The organism is Clostridium ganghwense (assembly GCF_026735165.1).
GTDB classification, from domain to species: Bacteria; Bacillota; Clostridia; order Clostridiales; family Clostridiaceae; genus Clostridium_H; species Clostridium_H ganghwense.
In genome coordinates, this window is the sequence record NZ_JAPQES010000001.1 from 166,426 (window position 1) to 184,795 (window position 18,370).

The window sequence follows — 18,370 nt, forward strand, 5'->3', positions numbered from 1 at the left end:
TTCAACTATAATCCTGCATAAATTCTAGGATTTTTTATAAACAAGTTTACCACCTATAAAAGTCATTAAAACTTCAACATCTTTTATTTCATTAAAATTTATTTCAAATATATTTTTTGATAACACAACCATATCTGCAAGCTTCCTAGGAGTTATGGTTCCTTTAATATTTTCTTCAAATGAAGCAAAAGCAGCGCCTAACGTAAATCCATATAAAGCCTCATAAACTGTTAATCTCTGTTCTGGTAACCATCCTTCTTTAGGATATCCATTTAAATCCTTCCTGGTAACTGCAGAATAAATATTTTTCATAATATTAAAAGATTCTACTGGACAATCAGAACCACATGCTATATGTATTCCCCTATCCACCATACCTTTCCAATTATAAGTAGTCTTTGCCCTATTTTTCCCAACTCTCTCTTCTACTATATGCAAATCATAATCTAAAAAAATTGGTTGAATATAAGCTATTAAATTTAGCTTTTTAAATTTATCTAATAAAATTTCATCAGTAATCTGACAATGAATAATTCCATGCCTATGATCTTTCACATAACTTTTTTGTAGTGCTTTTTCAAAACTATCAATAGCCATATACATAGCTTTATCTCCTATACAATGCACGGCAATCTGCATACCTCTATCATGTGCAGTTACAACCATTTCTTCTAAGTCCTCTTGACTATAATAGTAAATACCACAAGTAGTCTCATCATCAGCATAAGGCTGTGTCATATAAGCAGTTCTAGCCCCCAATGACCCATCACACAATAATTTAATAGGTCCAAATTTGAAATATTCATCACCTTCTCCTGTTTTATAGCCAAGTTTAAGAAATTCTTTTAACTTATCTATTTCTGGCAGTAAACATTGCTGATAAATTCTAATAGGAAGCTCACCTGATTCTTTTAACTCTTTATAAGCCCTTATCACCTTTTGAAAATTTTTATCTGGCATAGCCTCAAAATCATCTGTTTGAATAGAAGTAATTCCGTCTTTTACAGCCTCCTTTGCTGCAGTTAATATCATGTCCTTAATTTCTTCAATAGTAGGAGTTGGAATTTTACTATATATAAGTTCTAAAGCATTTTCTCTAAATATGCCTAGGGGTTCTCCATTAATATCTAAATCAAATTTTCCACCTTCAACCTGCGCTGTTTCTTTAGTAATTCCTGCAATTTCTAGAGCTTTACTGTTCACAATAGCTGCATGTCCACAAGTTCTAGTATAGCAAATAGGATATTGTGTAGATATTTTGTCTAAATCATATTTTGTTGGAAATCTCTTTTCATTAAAATCATCCTGATTCCAACCTCTTCCTAAAATCCATTTGCCCTTTTGTATTTTTTTATTATCTAAAAATGCTTTTCCCTTCTCAATTAGGTCCTCAATAGAATTTGAATAAGTTAAATCAATTTTCTGCAAAGCATATCCATAATTTAATAAATGCATATGACTATCATTAAATCCAGGAACAACCATATTCCTTTCCAAGTCAATAATCTCTGTATTATCACTTTTTAATGATAATATTTCTTCATTATTTCCTACTTTAACTATTCTTCCACCTTTAAATGCTACAGCTTCACATTCAGGTGTGGTTACATCCATTGTTATAATTTTACCATTCATTAATATTACGTCCATAAAAAACTCCCCTATATATTGTTATTTCGTATTACTTTACTAATTTTTTAGGGCTTCTTGTATATATCTTTACCTTTCCCTAAAAAATTCTGAAAATTCGTTTATACTTTATACTATTCTAACAAACAAGTGTATAAAAATACAAAACTTCTTCTCATAAATCTTTTTTTGATTTTTTTTACAAAATTTAATATAATTTCAGTATACATATTAGGAGGCTTGTATATTATGAAATTAAATATTGATATTTTTTGGAAATCATCTACTAATACTACTCAATTTCACCTTTTTTGTTTTAGCCATCTATTATCCTTAACAATTATTGCATTAATAATTTTGTTTATATATTTTAATAGAGAAAAGCTTCAAAATGAAAGATCAAAGAAAAATTTTGGGTATACTTTAGGAACAATTTTATTCTTTCAGCAATTTTTACTATACTTTTGGTATGTGGATAGTGGAAATTTTACACTAAAAGAATCTTTACCTTTGTATACTTGTAGACTTTGTATAATACTATGTATTTTTATGTTGCTAAATGGAAGTTACAAAATTTTTGAAGTGGTTTATTTTTGGGGACTTGGTGGTGCTAGTATAGCCTTATTAAATCCTGATACGTCTGGTTTTGTATTTCCTCACATAATGTTTGTTCAATTTTTTGTTGGTCATGGTGGTATTCTAATTTCTTTAGTTTTTATGATTTTTGTATATAAATATACTCCAAATTTAAATTCTTTGAAAAGAACTTTCAAATGGACTTTTGTGTACTTATTTGCGGTTGGAGGGTTTAACTATTTAGTTAATGGTAACTATTCTTATTTAAGGCAAAAACCATTAACTGCTTCTCCCCTAGATTATTTACCACCTTATCCTTATTATGTTCTTATTTTGGTTGGATTTATGTTTGTATTATTTTTCTTGTTGTATTTACCATTTTATTTTTATACCAAGAAAAATACCTCAATTTATAATGAACTTAATAGCTTATATTTTAGACAATAGATAAAGGACGGGATTTTTTCCTGTCCTTTATTTTATTATGTCCAAAGGTTCTCTTATATACGGTCTTATTTTAAATTTTTCATCATATTCTTTTAATATTCTTATCATTGTATCTTTAGATTCTTTCATACTTTCCACTAATTCCTGAGAAATTTCTTGACTAAATGGACAAGATGATAAACATATTCCACAGTCAGTTCCAAGACTCCTCCACCTTGAATAACATTTTTCATCATCAATTTTCCATTGTAAATCACCATAGCATTCTTCTCTATCCCCTGTAGGTATTGCCTTTGCAGGACAAGTTCTAACACATCTAGAACAAAGTCTACAGAATTCTTTTAATCCAAATTCTTCTTTTTTATCAGGTATAAGAGGAATATCAGTTGTAACAACTCCTAATCTAACTCTTGGACCATATTTTTTTGTACATAGCAATCCCATTCTACCTATTTCTCCTAATCCTCCATCTTCTGCTACTAAAGGAGCAACTACAAGATAATTTCCATCCATATTGTTTCTAGCTTCATATCCAAGTTCTCTAATATAATAGCTTATAATCATCCCAATTATTCCAGCCTTTAAATATCCATGACTTGTTTCAATAATTTCTTCAACTTGAGGTGATCTATTAATCATATTCTTATCCATTTCAACGGCAAATACTATGCCATATTTATGGTGTTTAGTAATTTCATCACCATAAGTTTCAGCATCCCTTCCTCTATGTGAATAGTAGTGATAATCTTTCATTTCAGTAACACCTACTAAGTTAGCTCCATAATATTTTGCTAATTTTTTTATTTTTGCTGACATTGCCTCTGGATTAACTTCAACAAACTTTTCATTAGGCTTTCCCTCAGAAAATTTTTTAATATCTCCTAAAAATCTGAAAACTGCCTCTGCTATAGGAGAATTAAGCTCATTATATGACATAGTACCTTCTCCGCAGATATTAGGTAAACTTCGTAAAGTATCGTCTATTTCTTTCTTATTGGGATTTCTTCTATAATAGTCTTCATATTGTTCAGTTCCTTTTTTATAATTCATCCTAGAAAACATAACATCTCTTTCATCATGTTTTTTCATAACGTTCTCTCCTTAAAATAAAAAATCTTCTTACTTAGTTATTGTAACATAATTGACTTTTGTATTTTTATCTACTACATTATACTTCTTTACATGCTTCCTAAAATTGTTACAAATCAAACTATATTATTATCCATCCCCACTTATTACTCTTTACTTATTTCTTCTTTCTCACACTTTTTTAGCCCCTTATATACAAGATCATAAGATATATCAATTAATAAATATATATTTTCATCTGGAATTGTTTCATCTAAATATACACTATTCCAATGGCGTTTATTCATATGGTATCCAGGCTTTATTGCTTCATAATCTCGTCTCAAATCTTCCGCCATAATAGGATCACACTTTAGATTAATATAAAGCGGTTCCTTATTTATATTTGTTAAAGCAAACATCTTTGTTCCTACTTTAAACACTAAAGTCTCATCATCGAATGGGAAACATTCCGTAACTCCTTTTTTACTTAAACAATATTCTTTTATATTCTGTAAATCCATTTATATCACCTTCTCTTCCTAATTTGAAATAACCCTAATTTTTACTTATACTACTATTATAAACCAAATACTAGTACCTATATCTAAGATATTTAATTATATTTCTTTGTATAAAATAACTTGTATTGGTAAATAATTGTAAAGTATCAAATAAAGGAGGTTTAAGAATGAGTAATATTATACACATAACTACAACACTAAACATAAACGAAGTTAATAAAAAGGAAGTAAAAGAATTAGCAGAAAGGCTTGAACTAATAGGTGCGGTAGATAAAAATGCTTTAGAACAAATTAGACAGGCAGTTGATTGTGTTTAGAAACGTTAAATGGCCCATAATTAAAATAAATCATAAATAAACCATTTTTAAATGGCTTATTTATGATTTTATAATTTAAGCAACCTCGCTTATTGTACCTGAATTCTTTTCAACTATTGTAAATATGCTCCCAAATGCTATACAGAAATAATAAGTAATAATTCTCCAAATTATTATTGCAGAAACTATATAATATCTTCTAAAAAACATGCCAAAGAGCATATAAAAGCCCCCTTCTGATCCTCCTGATGCTCCTGGAAGAGGAATAATTGTTACAATCATATTTAGAAAAGTACCCACAGCTACCATATTGAAAAAATCTGCTGAATTCATATTAAAACTTCTATAAATAAAATATGGTATAACAAAATATGCAGTTAATTGAATGGCAGTAAATAAACTAACCCAAATAAGCGTCCCGAAATTTCTAATTATTAATACTGAATTTTTATGAAAATTATCTAATTCTTCTTCTACCCTTAGCAATACCTTGTTTACATTCTTTACTATACGTATTTTACTTAAAATAGTAAGTATAAATGTAAGTATTCCTTTAGTAACTCTTTTATTAATAGATGCTAATACTAAAAACAAAATAACCCCCGCATTTATAATAAGTCCTAAAACAGCTAAACAGAAAAAATTAGACATATTATTCTTGAAAAAAGTAAATTTTAAAATAACTATAATTATAGAATATATAGCTAAAACTCCTTGATATACTACTAATTTCATAGCTAAAATTGAACTGGCAACTCCACAATTAATGTCTCTTTTCATCATAAAATATACCTGTGCTGGCTGTCCTCCTGAATAGAAAGGAGTAATGGAATTAAAAAATTGACCAATCATTGTCATTTTAAAAGATTCCCACAAGGTTTGTTTTACAGATAAAGATTTTGCAAATATATTTAAAATAATACTATCTGCAATCCAGTATGTAACCATTAATAATGAAGAAAGTAAAATCCAAAAATAGTTTAAATTTTTTAATTGACCAATCAAATGACCAAGTCCTTTTGTAGATATAGCAAAGGACATAAATATAACAGCTGATAATACAATTATTATTATATTGAAAGTTTTATTTTTCATTTAACATCTATCTCCTAATTATTATAAGAATTTTCCTTTATTATTATATCATTTAATTATAAACTATGACCTTTTATTTTAAAATATCTATTTCATATCTAGTAAATCCTGCTTGTGCTAAAATTTAATTAATTTACCATAGTTTGATAACCTTTTATCTATTATCTTAGTTGAATAATTATAAATTTTGAAGTATACTTGTTAACATATAATTTAATTTTGGGGGCATATACATGAAGATATCAAATAGAGTATTAAATATGAATTTTTCACCTATAAGAAAACTTGTTCCTTTTGCTAATGATGCTAAAAAAAGAGGTATAAAGGTATATAGTATGAATATTGGTCAACCAAATGTGGTTACACCAGATTCATTTTTCCAAGGATTAACTAATTATAACGAAAAGATTGTAAAATATTCTGATTCTCAAGGTATTTCCATTTTGATAAATAGCTTTATAGAATCATATAAAAATTGGAATATAGACTTATCAGAAGACGAAATATTAATAACTCAAGGTGGCAGCGAAGCTATTTTATTTTCTTTAATGGCTATATGTGATCCTGGTGATGAAGTACTTGTTCCAGAACCTTTTTATTCAAACTACAATAGTTTTACAAAAGTTGCTGGTGCTAAAATTGTTCCATTTTCAACTAAAATAGAACATGGATTTCACCTTCCACCTAAAGAAGAAATAGTTAAGAAAATAACTGATAAAACAAGATGTATCTTATTTTCAAATCCTGCAAATCCAACTGGCACTATATATACTCATGATGAATTAAAAATGTTAGCTGATATTGCAAAAGAACATGATTTATATCTTATTTCAGATGAAGTATATAGACAGTTTGTATATGATGATATAGAATATACATCATGTATGTATATAGAAGATGTACTTGATAGAGTAATCTTAGTAGATAGTATATCTAAGCATTATAGTGCTTGTGGGGCAAGAATTGGTTTAGTTGCTTCAAAAAACAAAACCTTGATAAATCAAATGCTAAAATTATGTCAATCTAGACTTTGTGTATCAACAATTGAGCAATGTGCTGCTTCAAATCTAATAAATACATTAGGTAGCTATCTAGAAGATGTAAAAACAAAGTATAAAGCAAGAAGAAATTTAATGTGTGAATATTTAAGTAAAATTCCTGGTGTTGTTTTCAATAAGCCTTCTGGAGCATTTTATATATTAGCTGAACTTCCAGTAGATGATACTGAAAAATTTGCTGAGTGGCTTTTAACTGATTATAACTATGAAAATAAAACAGTGATGATTGCTCCTGGTTCAGGGTTTTATGGAACAGATGGACTTGGAAAGAAAGAAGTACGATTATCATTTTGTACGAGTATCGAAGATATTGAAAATTCTATGATTGTGCTAACTCATGCACTTAAAGATTATAATGCTTTAAATTTGAAAAAATAAATTTTTCATCATAAAAGTCCAATGAAGATTTTGATTGAAAATCTCCATTGGATTTTTGTTATTTTTATATACTCTTAATTATAATGTCATTATTTTTGAGTTCATCTCTTATCCTTCTTGCAAATGCCAAAGCATGTTCGCCATCTCCATGAATACATATAGTATCAGCTTTTATATCTATTTCATTTCCACTAGCAGAAATGACTTTTCTATCTTTAATCATTCTAATTACCTGCTTACTAGCTTCATTTCTGTCATCTATCAAAGCATTCTCCTCTTTTCTAGGAGTAAGCGTTCCTTTATCAGTATAAGTTCTATCTGCAAAAACTTCATTTGCAACTTTAATCCCTACTTTCTGTCCTTCTTTTACTAGCTTGCTTCCTGAAAGTCCAAACAAAATAAGTTCTGGATTAACTTTATAAACAGCCTCTACAATAGCCCGTGATAGTTCTTCACTTCTAGCAGCCATATTATAAAGGGATCCATGAGGTTTTACATGGTTCATCCTTCCACCATAAGCTTTTACAAAGCCATATAGTGCTCCAATTTGATAAACAGTTATATCATAAACCTCTCTAGGTGAAATGTGCATATTTCTTCTTCCAAATCCAACTAAATCTTGAAATCCAACATGTGCTCCTACTGCAACATTTTTCTCTAAGGCAAGTTTTACTGTTTTATTCATAACTGAAGGATCTCCCCCATGAAATCCACAAGCAATATTGGCTGAAGTTATAAATTGTAATATTTCTTCATCATTGCCTATTTTATAAGCTCCAAAGCTCTCTCCCATGTCACAATTTAAATCTACCTTATACATATAATCCCCCTATATAGTTTTAATTTTTAATGCCTTTTTAATATCATCTATATCTTTTTCTCTTTCTATGTATAGTTTTTGCGCTTCCTCTAAAGAAACTTCACAAAATGAAATACTGTCTCCTGGCTTTAATTGAGCCACAACTGGAATATCTACGGAAATTACCTGACCAATTTTAGGATATCCACCAGTAGTTTGTCTATCTGCTAGAAGAATTATTGGGTTTCCATCTGCAGGTACTTGTATCGTTCCAAGTGCAACAGCTTCTGATATCATTTCTAAAGATTCTTTTAGCTCTATACTTTCACCTTTAATTCTATATCCCATTCTATCTGATTGAGGAGTAATTAAAAATTTATTTTGGAATAAACTTTCTTTACTTTGCTCATTAAAATAATTAAATTCTCCTCCTCTTATTATCCTTACAGTAGGACTATTGCTGTAAGACGGAAGAATTTTTGGTGATATAAACCAATTAGGATACGCAAAACCATATTCATTTATATTGCCTGCAATATTATTTATAATCTCTAGAGCTCTATTAGAAAGCTCTTTTAACTCTAAAATATCCCCTCTTTTAAGCTGTCTTCCTTCATATCCACCTATTTCTGCACGAAGATAGGTACTTTTACTCCCCATTATTTTTTCTATATTAAAAAAACCTGCAAAAGCTACATAGGTTCTTGTCCCATGATTACTTTTACCAAAACTCAATATGCTTCCTTTTTTTACATAAATAGGTCTCCACATAGATATTGAAATATCATTTATTTTAGGCGACAAATCAGCTCCACAGATAGAAATTAAAGTATCTTTATTGATTAAAATCTCCGGTCCCATCAGCGTTATTTCTAAGGTTCCTTCTCCCTCTTCATTTCCCACCATTATATTTGCCATACGGTGAGCAAATGAATCCATAGCTCCACTTACGATTACTCCATATTTTCTGAATCCATATCTTCCAAGGTCCTGAATAGTTGTTAAAAGTCCTGGATTCTTTATTTCTATGTCCACTTTAGTTCTCCTTCATCTTCATATTTAAGTTTATGATATTCTTCTTTTGAAATAGGTTTAAATTTAATTAAATCTCCTGCTTGCAGGAGACTTGGAATTTCCCTTTCGGGTCTGAAAAGTTTCAGTGGAGTTTTTCCAATAAGCTGCCATCCTCCTGGGGTAGAAATAGGATATACTCCTGTTTGCTTTCCTGCAATTCCTACTGAGCCTGCTGGTATAGATAATCTTGGTGTTTTTCTTCTAGGTGCTGAAATTTTTTCTGCCATCCCTGCAAGATAAGGAAAACCTGGAGCAAATCCTATCATATAAACTCTATTTTCACAACTTGAATGAATTTCTATGACTTCTTCTATCGAAAGTTTATTATGTTCTGCTACAAATTTCAAATCTGGTCCAAATTCTTCTCCATAGCATACTGGTATCTCAACTATTCTAGGATTGTCTTTAATATTATCTTTAACTTTAGATAAAATATCTTCTACAATTAAAAACACTATTTCATAAGGAGTTTTATTCTGTAAAGGTTGTTTATTTTTTGCTTCCTTAATTACTTCTAATGGATTATAAAATATAGTCATTGTAACAAAGGAAGGCACATATTCAATCATACCTTTAAAAGGATTTCTATCAAGATATTTTGATAAACTCTTTATCTTTAAATGAGTATTTATATTTATTTCTTTGTTGAATTTTATAATAATTGCTGAATCTCCCATAGGATTAATTTGAACTAATTTATTATCTAGCATTGTTCTCCCTCCATAGTAATTGGTACAGTATCCTTTGGTATTATAACTCATACATCCCCATTAACACCATATAAATATATTTTAACTCTTATCAAAATGATTTTGCAGTTTTTATATTTAATTCATTTAACTAAAAACAACTATTTACTAACTTACTGTCAAAAGTTAAAATAGTATTTACTATAGAAATTAGCTTCACCCTTAAACTCAGCCAATAAAAAAACTTATTTTACATATTCTAAATGTACAACAAATTTTTAAACGAAAGAGGAATTAAAAATGGAAAAATTTAAACTTGCTCTAAAAAGAGGATTTAAACGTTATGCGCTAGATGCACTTAGTGCAATGGCTCTTGGACTATTTTCTTCTTTAATAATAGGTCTTATTCTATCTCAACTATCTAAATCCCTGATCTTACTTTTATAAAAGAATTTGCAAATATTGTTTCTGCCAAATCACCTGTGGTAGGTTCTGCAATAGGTGCTGCTATAGCTTATGGGCTAAAAAGTTCCCAACTTACTATCTTTTCTTCTGTTGCAACTGGTGCTTTTGGTTATACTCTTGGCGGACCAGTTGGGGCATATATAGCATCAGTATTAGGTGTTGAAGTAGGTGAATTAGTGGCTGGAAAAACTAAAATAGATATTATTTTAGTTCCTTCTATAACAATAATTACAGGTGGTTTAGCTGGTAAGTTTGTAGGACCATATATTTCTACTTTTATGACAGATATAGGCAGTGTTATAAATATAGCCACAACTCTTCATCCTATTCCTATGGGTATCGCTGTTTCAACTCTTATGGGAATTGCTCTTACAACTCCCATAAGCAGTGCTGCTATTGCAATATCACTAAATATGACCGGACTTGCAGCTGGAGCCGCAACAATGGGCTGCTGCGCTCAAATGGTAGGATTTGCTGTATCAAGCTATAGGGAAAATAAAATATCTGGATTAATTTCTCAAGGAATAGGAACTTCAATGCTTCAAGTTTCAAATATATTAAAAAATCCATTAATATTGTTTCCTCCAACTATTACTGGAGCAATTCTTGGTCCAATAGCTACTACTGTATTTAAAATAGAAAATATATCTATCGGTGCTGGAATGGGAACAAGTGGATTAGTTGGACCAATAGGAACTTTCACTGCAATGCAGGGTATAAAACCAAACAGCATATTAATTTTACAAATTATAGTACTACAGTTCATTGTTCCTGCACTTATTTCCATATCTATTTCTGAATTTATGAGAAAAAAAGGTTGGATTAAATTTGGAGATATGAAATTAGATTTATAAAAGTAAAAACCAGTTGCATCTTATCATGTAACTGGTTTTTCATATAATTGTTTCATTTTTTCAACAGTCTTTTTTATGTCTTCTCTAAATTCTTTTGGTTCTAAAACCTCTACCGACTCTCCTTGACTTAGAAACCATCTTTTTATTTAGTAATTTTATACCTCTTGCTCTATTCGCTACTGAAGTCATGGAATCCATTGTTGCATAATATTTAAGTTGTTTATTTTTCTTTTTTAAATGATTAATGTATTTATCTTTTTCATATAAAATCTTTATAAGCTGTTCTTTATCAAATTTTTCGTACTGCATCCTACATCCCTACCTCCAAATAATGTATATATAGATTAATTATAGCAAGCTACATAGACAGATATTGTCCACTTATTTTTATTAAATATTGAAATTTATAAAATAAATACAAAAAACAGGTATCCACATACCTGTTTTCACTTTACATCTTTGTATAGTTCTCTATACCTTTATACTTTAAATATTTACTCATAAATAAAATTGCAATTATGCTTGTTATTAAACCTATATATATGGAACTTATTTGAGGTAATCCTGAAAAAATCCACATAGTGCTTACAGCAGGTGCCGAAACAATAGCATACAATCCAGCCTTTGGATGAATCTTATCTTTAAATACTATAGCCATAACCGTTGGAATAAATATAGGTGTAGCCCTAAATACCATTGAAAGAAATCCCCAATTTAAAATCATAGTTTCTTTATTATTAATTACAACAAAGAAAGTCATAATGCCAATTATCACTATAATAATTCTTAATACCAATAATTCTTTTCTATCATCACATTTCGGATTCAAAATTTGTTTATACACATCACGAGTAAGCATAGTTGATATTCCGAGAGTCAATCCTGCTCCAGTAGCTGTAGATGAAATCAAAACTGTAGCTATAGCTATACCAGCTATACCGGGGTTTAGATAATTTATTAAAAATAAAGGAAATGCTTCTCTTGCAGAAATACTTGGATAATGTATTCTCATATACATTCCTATAGCAGTACATACTATTCCTATAGGGAATACTAAAAAAGCTACTAGAAAAGCACTCTTCTTAGATGTTCCGCTATCTCTTCCTGACATTATAGCTTGAAAATAAGTCTGAGTAGATAATACACCTACAACAGTTGATAAAACAGAAGCTAAATCTTCTGATACACTTCCACTGAATAAATTAAACCAAGGTTCTTTTGGCAGTATAGTCATTATTTCTTTAAAGCCATTCAATTTAACTAGTAATATTCCACCACATATTAGTGTTGTACTATATAAAAGTATGGTCTTAAGTCCTCCTACCAGAGTGCTTCCCCAAAAGCCTCCAAAAACAACATAAATAACGAGTAACATTACTACAATAAAAGCTGCTTTTATAACACTCATTCCAAAGATTGCTGTAAATAGTGCAATACAAGCAATAATTTGTCCATTTACATGTATAAACATACCTATAGACAATAATATACTTGAACTAGTTCTAGCATTTTTTCCATAAGTATCTCCTATAATTTGAGGTATAGTTTCCCAATCTTTTTTATCTACTTGCTTAGAATAAAATATTCCCAATATTATACTAGCTATACATAATCCAGTAATAAACCAAATAGCAACAACTCCGTGGTTATATGCCATTTGAGTTGTACCCACTGTAGATGCCCCTCCTATTATTGAGCCCATAAGCATACTTGTAACTCCTACTGCTCCTAATTTATTTCCTCCCACAATAAAGTCTTTAGATGTTTTAACTCTTGAATTTCCTAAATACCCTACCACTCCTGTTAGGAGAAGTGTAATAATTGCACTAAATATAAACATTTCTTTCTCCCCTTATACTGCTGTAGCAAACTTACTTTTTACCTTTCATATATCACAAATATTTACGTATCCATAAATTTATAACTTTCTTAAGTATTATATGCATTTCTTCTACATTTTGTAAAATAATATAAATATTTTTGAATAAATATAATATTAGCTTACTATAATATAAATAGCAATAATAGAATTTTTAAGTTAAAAATGACAGATAGCCTCTACCTGTCATTTTTGATATTTATCCTATATTTTTCTCTAAATCTAAAAGAAAAGATTTTATGTCTAAGCCTCCAGCAAAACCTGTTAATTTACCATTTTTACCTATTACACGATGGCAAGGTACAATAATTGAAATAGGATTCATTGAATTTGCTAAACCCACTGCTCGTGCTTTTTTTATATCTCCCATTTTTTTTGCTTGTTCTCCATAAGTAATGACTTCTCCATAAGGTATATTTTTTAGAATTTCCCATGCTTGCTTTTGGAATTCAGTTCCATCCGCAGATAATGGAATATCAAATTTTATTCTCTTACCACAAAAATATTCCTCTAATTGTCTTTCTGTTTTATTAATAATAGGATGTTCTGAGACCAATTCTAAACTTTCAAAAGCCTTTTCACAAAGTTTCCTTTGAGTTTTCCATAAAAGTGCCTTTAATGCTTTATCTGATGCAATCAATGTTATAGTACCTACTGGACTGTCTATATTTTTATACACTACTCTTTCTTTAATTTTTGCCATCATATTCATATCAAACATACTTTCAAATTCCTTTCTTAAATTTACTTTTTATTATTTTTCCAATTGTATATATATTCTATCAAATAAATAATAAAATCAACAGAATCTTTCAAATAATCAACTTTAAATAGAAAATATACTATGTATTTTGTTTTCACAAATTTTCTTAAATATTTTAAATAAAAAAGCTTAAAAAATTTAATACTAATATAGGAGGTGTTCTTAATGAGAAAATATAAAATGATGAAACATCATCACATAAACTGTTTGAATAGATACGAAAAGATGTGCCTTGCAACTATAATTGGATGCAGTTTTATGCGTGGAATCTGTATAGGTCTGTACTTAAATGAAAAATGAAACATATAAAAGAATAAAAGGCAGTAGTTACAAATAACTACTTGCCTTTTTATATTTATTCGGAAGGTAACCAATAAATAATTTTCAACTTATTTTCTTATAAATTCTCCTGATTTTCCACCAGTTTTTTTCAAAAGTTTTATATCTGAAATTATCATTTCCCTATCTATAGCTTTACACATATCATATATAGTCAATGCAGCTACTGAAACAGCAGTGAGCGCTTCCATTTCAACTCCAGTTTGTCCAGTAGTTCTTGATTCTCCAGTAATATCTATCTTACAATTTTCTTCGTCGAAATTAAAACTAATATCACACCCTGAAAGCATTATAGGGTGACACATTGGAATTATACTAGGAGTACTTTTAGCTCCCATTATTCCTCCTACTTGAGCCACAGAAAGAACATCTCCTTTTTTTATAGTTCCTTCTTTAACTCTTTCTAAAGTTTCTTTCTTCATGTATATACTTCCATAAGCTACTGCTATTCTTTTAGTTTCATCCTTTTCACTTACATCAACCATTTTTGCTCTTCCCTGTTCATTTATATGAGTAAGTTCTTTTGTCTCCATATGCGTACTAACCTCCTATTTGAAACATCATTCTTTTAGTTTCACTTCTTTTGTTAACTTCAATTTTATGTTCTTGTGGTTTACTCAATATAGCTTTCTTTAGCTTTGAAATAAGCAGAACTTCATTATCTATATATTCTTTAATATCTACTTCTTCTTGTGAATGTAGACAAGGTTTTATCATTCCTTCTGAAGTAATCCTTATTTTATTACAATCACGACAGAATTTACAGCTTAAAGGACTTATAAAACCAACTTTTCCTTTTGCATCTTTTAATCTATATAATTCTGCTGTGCTAGTCTCTAAACTTTTAATTGGAATAAGATTCGGAAATCTCTCTAACACTTCATCAGAAGTCATTGCTGACTTTTTATAGAACTTAACTCCTTCTCCAATAGGCATAAGTTCAATGAATCTTACATGAATAGGAAGTTCCTTTGTAAGATTTATAAAATCCCCTATCTCATCATCATTTATTCCTTTTAAAAGTACTGTATTTATTTTCAAAGGAGTTAATCCAAGGCTTAAACATTTTTCAATACCACGTAATACTTTATTAAGGTCTCCATATCTTGTTATTTTCTTAAATTTATCCTCTTTCAAGGTATCAAGACTGATATTCAATCTTTTAAGTCCTGCCTGTTTAAGATCGTGGATTAAATCGTTAAGAAGTATTCCATTTGTAGTTATCCCTATATCTCTAATGCCTGGTGTTTGTGCTGTATTATATACAAGTTCTTCTATTCCTTTAAATATGAGAGGTTCTCCTCCAGTATACCTTATTTTCTTAATTCCTAAATTTGCTGCTGCCTTTACAATTTTAGTTATTTCTTCACATTTCATTACTTCATTGTGACATTTTTTCTCCACACCCTTTTCAGGCATACAATATATACATCTTAAATTACATTTATCAGTCAATGAAATTCTCAAGTACTCTATTTTTCTTCCATAGTTATCTAACATACTTAAGCTCCTTCCTTTAAAATAGTCATACCACTTTTTTAACTTTAAATACTATCTCGCACATTCAGAAGCTTTATTCTTTAATATATCAATACCATGCTTAAGAGCAGGCATAACCACTTGAAGATTTTCTACTGCTCCTTTAGGACTTCCTGGTAAATTTATAATGAGAGTTTCATTTCTTATTCCAGCTATAGCCCTTGATAACATAGCTTTAGAAGTAATTTGTAAAGATTTCGTCCTCATAGCCTCTGGTATTCCCGGTACTTGTTTTTGAATTACCTTAAGAGTTGCCTCTGGTGTAATATCTCTTTTTGAAAAACCCGTTCCTCCGTTTGTCAGAATTAAGTCTACTTTTAACTTATCACTTGCTTTCATAAGTTCTTCTACAATTTCATTTATTTCATCAGGAATCATATTATAATATTCTATTTTATATCCTTCTTCTTCTAGCAAGTTTCTTAAAGCTGCACCTGTACCATCTACTCTTTCCCCTCTCGATCCTTTATCACTAATTGTTAAAATTGCTGTTTTTATCATTTATTTCACCTGCTAACTTTTATAGTTTGATTATAGGAATTTACTTGCTGCATGGACAAAATCTATTTAAGTTCATCAATGCAGCTGATCCTGATATAGTTGTTCCAAAGAATATAACTGGCTTTTCAGTTAAAAACTTTGTAATAGTATCATTTGCACAAGTACTTCCTGTAGCCACAATAAGTTCACACCAATTTAATACATCCTCTGTTTTCTCTTCAGCATTTTCAATTTTAACTCCAAATTTCTCCTCACCTATTTTTTCCTTGTCAAGATCAACAACTCTAACATGAAAGTTTTCTGAAAGTCTTTGAAGCATCGCTGGTTGAAGACCTATAAGAGCTATTTTAGGTAAGCCATACTTTTCTTCTATATGCTCTACAAGCTTTTTAGCACACTCTTCTGGTTCTTCATCTTTGCAGTGAATGCTTCTATCTGCTATATTTAAATATTTACAAACCGCATTTAATGTTGATATAAAAACCGCTCTATCAAAATTTGTTTGTATAGGTCTGTTTATTATCTCTTCAATTGTACCTGTGAATTCTCCAGGCATATCTGTAAACGCTTGTCCTCTTTCTCCTCTAAATTCAGCTTGCATAAGCTTTTCTTTTCCTTTTATAATAGGATAATCTTTTCTTACAGGATTTCCTATAGCCTCTTGAGTATTAAGAGTTCTTCCTTTAACACTTATTTGTTCATTTAGAAGTTCGTTCTCTTCTACAATCTTTTTAAATTTTTCTAATAGATTTTCATAAAAAATACATTTATGCATATTATCCCTCCTTTAAAGTGCGTACTTTGCTGAATTAAAAGTATTTTCTATACCTATAAATTTAGCAACAAAAGTAGAGTTAGGCTTTTTAAATATCTCTTTAGGTGTTCCCACCTGTACTATTTCTCCGTCCTTCATTATAGCTATTCTATCTGCTAGATATAAGGCTACATTAAAATCATGAGTAACATGTATCACTGTATTCTGTCTCTTTTCATGTATTCCTCTTAACATATTAAGAAATTCACCCTTTGTTGAAGGATCTAATGAACTTAATGGTTCATCCATTAAAAGTATTTTAGGTGATGTAATGAGAGCCCTTGCTATAGCAACTCTTTGTTGTTCTCCTCCACTAAGAGTGGTTGGACGCCTATTCAGTAAATGCTCTATTTTAAACATTGAAACTATCTCATCTAATTTATATTCAATTTGATTTTTAGGAATTTTCTTTTGCTTTAACCCAAAAATTATATTTTCTTTAACAGATAAGTGTGGAAATAATAGATAGTCTTGATATACAAAACCTAGTTCTCTATTTTCAGGATACTCCCTACTCAAATCTTTTCCCTGGAAATAGAAATGTCCTTCATCAGGTTTATACAATCCTGCTATAACTTCTAAAACAACACTTTTACCAGTTCCAGTTGGTCCTAATATTACAAAGTATTCTCCTTCATTTATATTAAGGTTTATATCTTTAAGTTGAAAATTTCCTAATCTTTTATATAGATTCTCAATCCTTAACATCTTATTCCTCCTTATACCACTTTAGAAAGAATTCAGCATACTTTTTCATTCCCCAAGAATTCAAAAATAACTAATGACAATATAGAAATTATTATAAGTATAGTTGCAACAGCTAATGCTGCTTCTAGGTCTCCACAAGATAAATTTAAATATAAGGATACTGGAAGAGTTTCTGTTTTCATTCTAGTAGCACCTGCAATCATCAAAACGGCACCAAATGCTCCTAAAGCCCTTGCCCATGTTATAACTATACTTGCTACAAATCCGTTTTGTGCTAATGGAAGAGTTACTTTTAAAAAAGATTGTGCTCTAGAACATCCTAGTGTTCTAGATATAAACTCCATTCTAGGATCAATATCCGCTATTGTAGACTTTAAAATTCTTATCATATAAGGAACATTTACAAAAAACTGAGCAATTATTATTCCTTTTGATGTAAATACAAATTTCAAACCTAACGCTTCAAGATATTGCCCAAATCCAGTATTGCCAAAAAGAATAAGTAAAGCAATACCAGCAACATTTTGAGGAAGTGCTATAGGTATATCTATTATAGTATTTACTATTCTCTTTCCCCAAAAGTTAAACCGAACTAAACCATAAGCTATTGGAACTGCAAATACTATACACAACAAGGTTGAAATTATAGAAGTATAAAGACTTAATTTTAATGCAAATTTTATTTCCGGCGTTTGAAAGCTTGTCTTTAAATTTGGTAAACCTTTTATTAAAACCATAGAGATAGCTAAAATTATTAATCCTAATAAAAAAGCTGTAAATACAGAAATAATTCCCACAAATATAATATTACGAGAATTATTCAGTTTTCCTCTCATGTTTAACAATCCTCTCGT

21 protein-coding genes are annotated in these 18,370 nt (G+C 29.6%); 5 read left to right on the top strand and 16 right to left on the bottom strand.

Going from position 1 to position 18,370, the window contains the following annotated elements:
- Positions 1-24: 24 nt before the first annotated feature.
- The gene (locus OXH55_RS00810) at positions 25-1,650 is read right to left on the bottom strand and encodes an amidohydrolase (protein ID WP_268047501.1); all 1,626 of its coding nucleotides are present in this window, start codon (positions 1,648-1,650) and stop codon (positions 25-27) included.
- Positions 1,651-1,878: 228 nt separating this feature from the next.
- Between OXH55_RS00810 and OXH55_RS00815 the strand changes: the two genes are divergently transcribed.
- Complete coding sequence (locus OXH55_RS00815) at positions 1,879-2,652, top strand: YwaF family protein (RefSeq protein ID WP_268047502.1); 774 nt, start codon at positions 1,879-1,881, stop codon at positions 2,650-2,652.
- 27 nt (positions 2,653-2,679) lie between these two features.
- On the opposite strand, the gene OXH55_RS00820 is transcribed toward OXH55_RS00815, so the two are convergent.
- Positions 2,680-3,741 (bottom strand): 4Fe-4S dicluster domain-containing protein, encoded by a 1,062-nt coding sequence (locus OXH55_RS00820; RefSeq protein WP_268047503.1) that lies wholly within the window; start codon positions 3,739-3,741, stop codon positions 2,680-2,682.
- Between the two features lie 146 nt (positions 3,742-3,887).
- The gene (locus tag OXH55_RS00825) at positions 3,888-4,244 is read right to left on the bottom strand and encodes an MmcQ/YjbR family DNA-binding protein (protein ID WP_268047504.1); all 357 of its coding nucleotides are present in this window, start codon (positions 4,242-4,244) and stop codon (positions 3,888-3,890) included.
- A gap of 167 nt (positions 4,245-4,411) precedes the next feature.
- Here OXH55_RS00825 and OXH55_RS00830 point away from each other — a divergent pair, with 167 nt between their 5' ends.
- Complete coding sequence (locus tag OXH55_RS00830; RefSeq protein WP_268047505.1) at positions 4,412-4,561, top strand: hypothetical protein; 150 nt, start codon at positions 4,412-4,414, stop codon at positions 4,559-4,561.
- Positions 4,562-4,636: 75 nt separating this feature from the next.
- Here OXH55_RS00830 and OXH55_RS00835 read toward each other — a convergent pair whose 3' ends face one another.
- Complete coding sequence (locus tag OXH55_RS00835) at positions 4,637-5,656, bottom strand: lysylphosphatidylglycerol synthase transmembrane domain-containing protein (RefSeq protein ID WP_268047506.1); 1,020 nt, start codon at positions 5,654-5,656, stop codon at positions 4,637-4,639.
- 233 nt (positions 5,657-5,889) lie between these two features.
- On the opposite strand from OXH55_RS00835, the gene OXH55_RS00840 reads away from it, so the two are divergent.
- Positions 5,890-7,092: a pyridoxal phosphate-dependent aminotransferase gene (locus OXH55_RS00840; RefSeq protein ID WP_268047507.1), complete on the top strand. Its 1,203-nt coding sequence runs from the start codon at positions 5,890-5,892 to the stop codon at positions 7,090-7,092.
- A 64-nt stretch (positions 7,093-7,156) separates the two neighbouring features.
- On the opposite strand, the gene OXH55_RS00845 is transcribed toward OXH55_RS00840, so the two are convergent.
- The 3 genes from OXH55_RS00845 to pxpB are packed head-to-tail and all read right to left on the bottom strand — an operon-like array spanning position 7,157 to position 9,675.
- Complete coding sequence (locus OXH55_RS00845) at positions 7,157-7,912, bottom strand: LamB/YcsF family protein (protein WP_268047508.1); 756 nt, start codon at positions 7,910-7,912, stop codon at positions 7,157-7,159.
- 9 nt (positions 7,913-7,921) lie between these two features.
- Complete coding sequence (locus tag OXH55_RS00850) at positions 7,922-8,926, bottom strand: 5-oxoprolinase subunit C family protein (RefSeq protein ID WP_268047509.1); 1,005 nt, start codon at positions 8,924-8,926, stop codon at positions 7,922-7,924.
- A complete protein-coding gene (pxpB, locus tag OXH55_RS00855; RefSeq protein WP_268047510.1) occupies positions 8,917-9,675 on the bottom strand; it encodes a 5-oxoprolinase subunit PxpB in 759 nt (252 codons plus the stop codon). The genes OXH55_RS00850 and pxpB overlap by 10 nt, the downstream gene beginning before the upstream one ends.
- Positions 9,676-9,954: 279 nt before the next feature.
- Between pxpB and OXH55_RS00860 the strand changes: the two genes are divergently transcribed.
- Together OXH55_RS00860 and OXH55_RS00865 are read left to right on the top strand one after the other, a co-directional pair.
- Complete coding sequence (locus tag OXH55_RS00860; protein WP_268047511.1) at positions 9,955-10,101, top strand: hypothetical protein; 147 nt, start codon at positions 9,955-9,957, stop codon at positions 10,099-10,101.
- A 35-nt stretch (positions 10,102-10,136) separates the two neighbouring features.
- Positions 10,137-10,973 (top strand): PTS sugar transporter subunit IIC, encoded by an 837-nt coding sequence (locus tag OXH55_RS00865; protein ID WP_268047512.1) that lies wholly within the window; start codon positions 10,137-10,139, stop codon positions 10,971-10,973.
- 23 nt (positions 10,974-10,996) lie between these two features.
- Here OXH55_RS00865 and OXH55_RS20185 read toward each other — a convergent pair whose 3' ends face one another.
- The 9 genes from OXH55_RS20185 to OXH55_RS00910 all read right to left on the bottom strand — a co-directional run bounded on the left by OXH55_RS20185 (position 10,997) and on the right by OXH55_RS00910 (position 18,352).
- Positions 10,997-11,119: a WCX domain-containing protein gene (locus OXH55_RS20185; RefSeq protein WP_418921822.1), complete on the bottom strand. Its 123-nt coding sequence runs from the start codon at positions 11,117-11,119 to the stop codon at positions 10,997-10,999.
- A 305-nt stretch (positions 11,120-11,424) separates the two neighbouring features.
- Positions 11,425-12,813: a sodium:solute symporter family protein gene (locus OXH55_RS00875; protein WP_268047514.1), complete on the bottom strand. Its 1,389-nt coding sequence runs from the start codon at positions 12,811-12,813 to the stop codon at positions 11,425-11,427.
- Positions 12,814-13,051: 238 nt separating this feature from the next.
- Positions 13,052-13,573 carry a methylated-DNA--[protein]-cysteine S-methyltransferase gene (locus tag OXH55_RS00880; RefSeq protein ID WP_268047515.1) on the bottom strand — a complete coding sequence of 174 codons (522 nt, stop codon included), beginning with the start codon at positions 13,571-13,573 and terminating at the stop codon, positions 13,052-13,054.
- Between the two features lie 431 nt (positions 13,574-14,004).
- Positions 14,005-14,487 (bottom strand): cyclic pyranopterin monophosphate synthase MoaC, encoded by a 483-nt coding sequence (gene moaC / locus OXH55_RS00885; RefSeq protein WP_268047516.1) that lies wholly within the window; start codon positions 14,485-14,487, stop codon positions 14,005-14,007.
- 7 nt (positions 14,488-14,494) lie between these two features.
- Positions 14,495-15,454 carry a GTP 3',8-cyclase MoaA gene (gene moaA / locus OXH55_RS00890; protein WP_268047517.1) on the bottom strand — a complete coding sequence of 320 codons (960 nt, stop codon included), beginning with the start codon at positions 15,452-15,454 and terminating at the stop codon, positions 14,495-14,497.
- 51 nt (positions 15,455-15,505) lie between these two features.
- The gene (locus OXH55_RS00895; protein WP_268047518.1) at positions 15,506-15,994 is read right to left on the bottom strand and encodes a MogA/MoaB family molybdenum cofactor biosynthesis protein; all 489 of its coding nucleotides are present in this window, start codon (positions 15,992-15,994) and stop codon (positions 15,506-15,508) included.
- Positions 15,995-16,034: 40 nt separating this feature from the next.
- The gene (locus OXH55_RS00900) at positions 16,035-16,769 is read right to left on the bottom strand and encodes a Rossmann-like domain-containing protein (protein ID WP_268047519.1); all 735 of its coding nucleotides are present in this window, start codon (positions 16,767-16,769) and stop codon (positions 16,035-16,037) included.
- A gap of 12 nt (positions 16,770-16,781) precedes the next feature.
- Positions 16,782-17,516 (bottom strand): ABC transporter ATP-binding protein, encoded by a 735-nt coding sequence (locus OXH55_RS00905; RefSeq protein WP_268047520.1) that lies wholly within the window; start codon positions 17,514-17,516, stop codon positions 16,782-16,784.
- Between the two features lie 32 nt (positions 17,517-17,548).
- The gene (locus OXH55_RS00910) at positions 17,549-18,352 is read right to left on the bottom strand and encodes an ABC transporter permease (RefSeq protein ID WP_268047521.1); all 804 of its coding nucleotides are present in this window, start codon (positions 18,350-18,352) and stop codon (positions 17,549-17,551) included.
- Positions 18,353-18,370 lie beyond the last annotated feature (18 nt).

Bases quoted from the DNA above. Each gene is read 5' to 3' on its own strand.
- OXH55_RS00815 (WP_268047502.1), top strand. From the start codon at position 1,879: ATGAAATTAAATATTGATATTTTTTGGAAATCATCTACTAATACTACT.
- OXH55_RS00910 (WP_268047521.1), bottom strand. From the start codon at position 18,352: ATGAGAGGAAAACTGAATAATTCTCGTAATATTATATTTGTGGGAATT.
- OXH55_RS00825 (WP_268047504.1), bottom strand. From the start codon at position 4,244: ATGGATTTACAGAATATAAAAGAATATTGTTTAAGTAAAAAAGGAGTT.
- moaC (WP_268047516.1), bottom strand. From the start codon at position 14,487: ATGGAGACAAAAGAACTTACTCATATAAATGAACAGGGAAGAGCAAAA.
- OXH55_RS00830 (WP_268047505.1), top strand. From the start codon at position 4,412: ATGAGTAATATTATACACATAACTACAACACTAAACATAAACGAAGTT.
- OXH55_RS00860 (WP_268047511.1), top strand. From the start codon at position 9,955: ATGGAAAAATTTAAACTTGCTCTAAAAAGAGGATTTAAACGTTATGCG.
- OXH55_RS00895 (WP_268047518.1), bottom strand. From the start codon at position 15,994: ATGATAAAAACAGCAATTTTAACAATTAGTGATAAAGGATCGAGAGGG.
- OXH55_RS00835 (WP_268047506.1), bottom strand. From the start codon at position 5,656: ATGAAAAATAAAACTTTCAATATAATAATAATTGTATTATCAGCTGTT.
- OXH55_RS00880 (WP_268047515.1), bottom strand. From the start codon at position 13,573: ATGTTTGATATGAATATGATGGCAAAAATTAAAGAAAGAGTAGTGTAT.
- OXH55_RS00875 (WP_268047514.1), bottom strand. From the start codon at position 12,813: ATGTTTATATTTAGTGCAATTATTACACTTCTCCTAACAGGAGTGGTA.
- OXH55_RS00810 (WP_268047501.1), bottom strand. From the start codon at position 1,650: ATGGACGTAATATTAATGAATGGTAAAATTATAACAATGGATGTAACC.
- OXH55_RS00905 (WP_268047520.1), bottom strand. From the start codon at position 17,516: ATGTTAAGGATTGAGAATCTATATAAAAGATTAGGAAATTTTCAACTT.
- OXH55_RS00845 (WP_268047508.1), bottom strand. From the start codon at position 7,912: ATGTATAAGGTAGATTTAAATTGTGACATGGGAGAGAGCTTTGGAGCT.
- OXH55_RS00840 (WP_268047507.1), top strand. From the start codon at position 5,890: ATGAAGATATCAAATAGAGTATTAAATATGAATTTTTCACCTATAAGA.
- moaA (WP_268047517.1), bottom strand. From the start codon at position 15,454: ATGTTAGATAACTATGGAAGAAAAATAGAGTACTTGAGAATTTCATTG.
- pxpB (WP_268047510.1), bottom strand. From the start codon at position 9,675: ATGCTAGATAATAAATTAGTTCAAATTAATCCTATGGGAGATTCAGCA.
- OXH55_RS00900 (WP_268047519.1), bottom strand. From the start codon at position 16,769: ATGCATAAATGTATTTTTTATGAAAATCTATTAGAAAAATTTAAAAAG.
- OXH55_RS00820 (WP_268047503.1), bottom strand. From the start codon at position 3,741: ATGAAAAAACATGATGAAAGAGATGTTATGTTTTCTAGGATGAATTAT.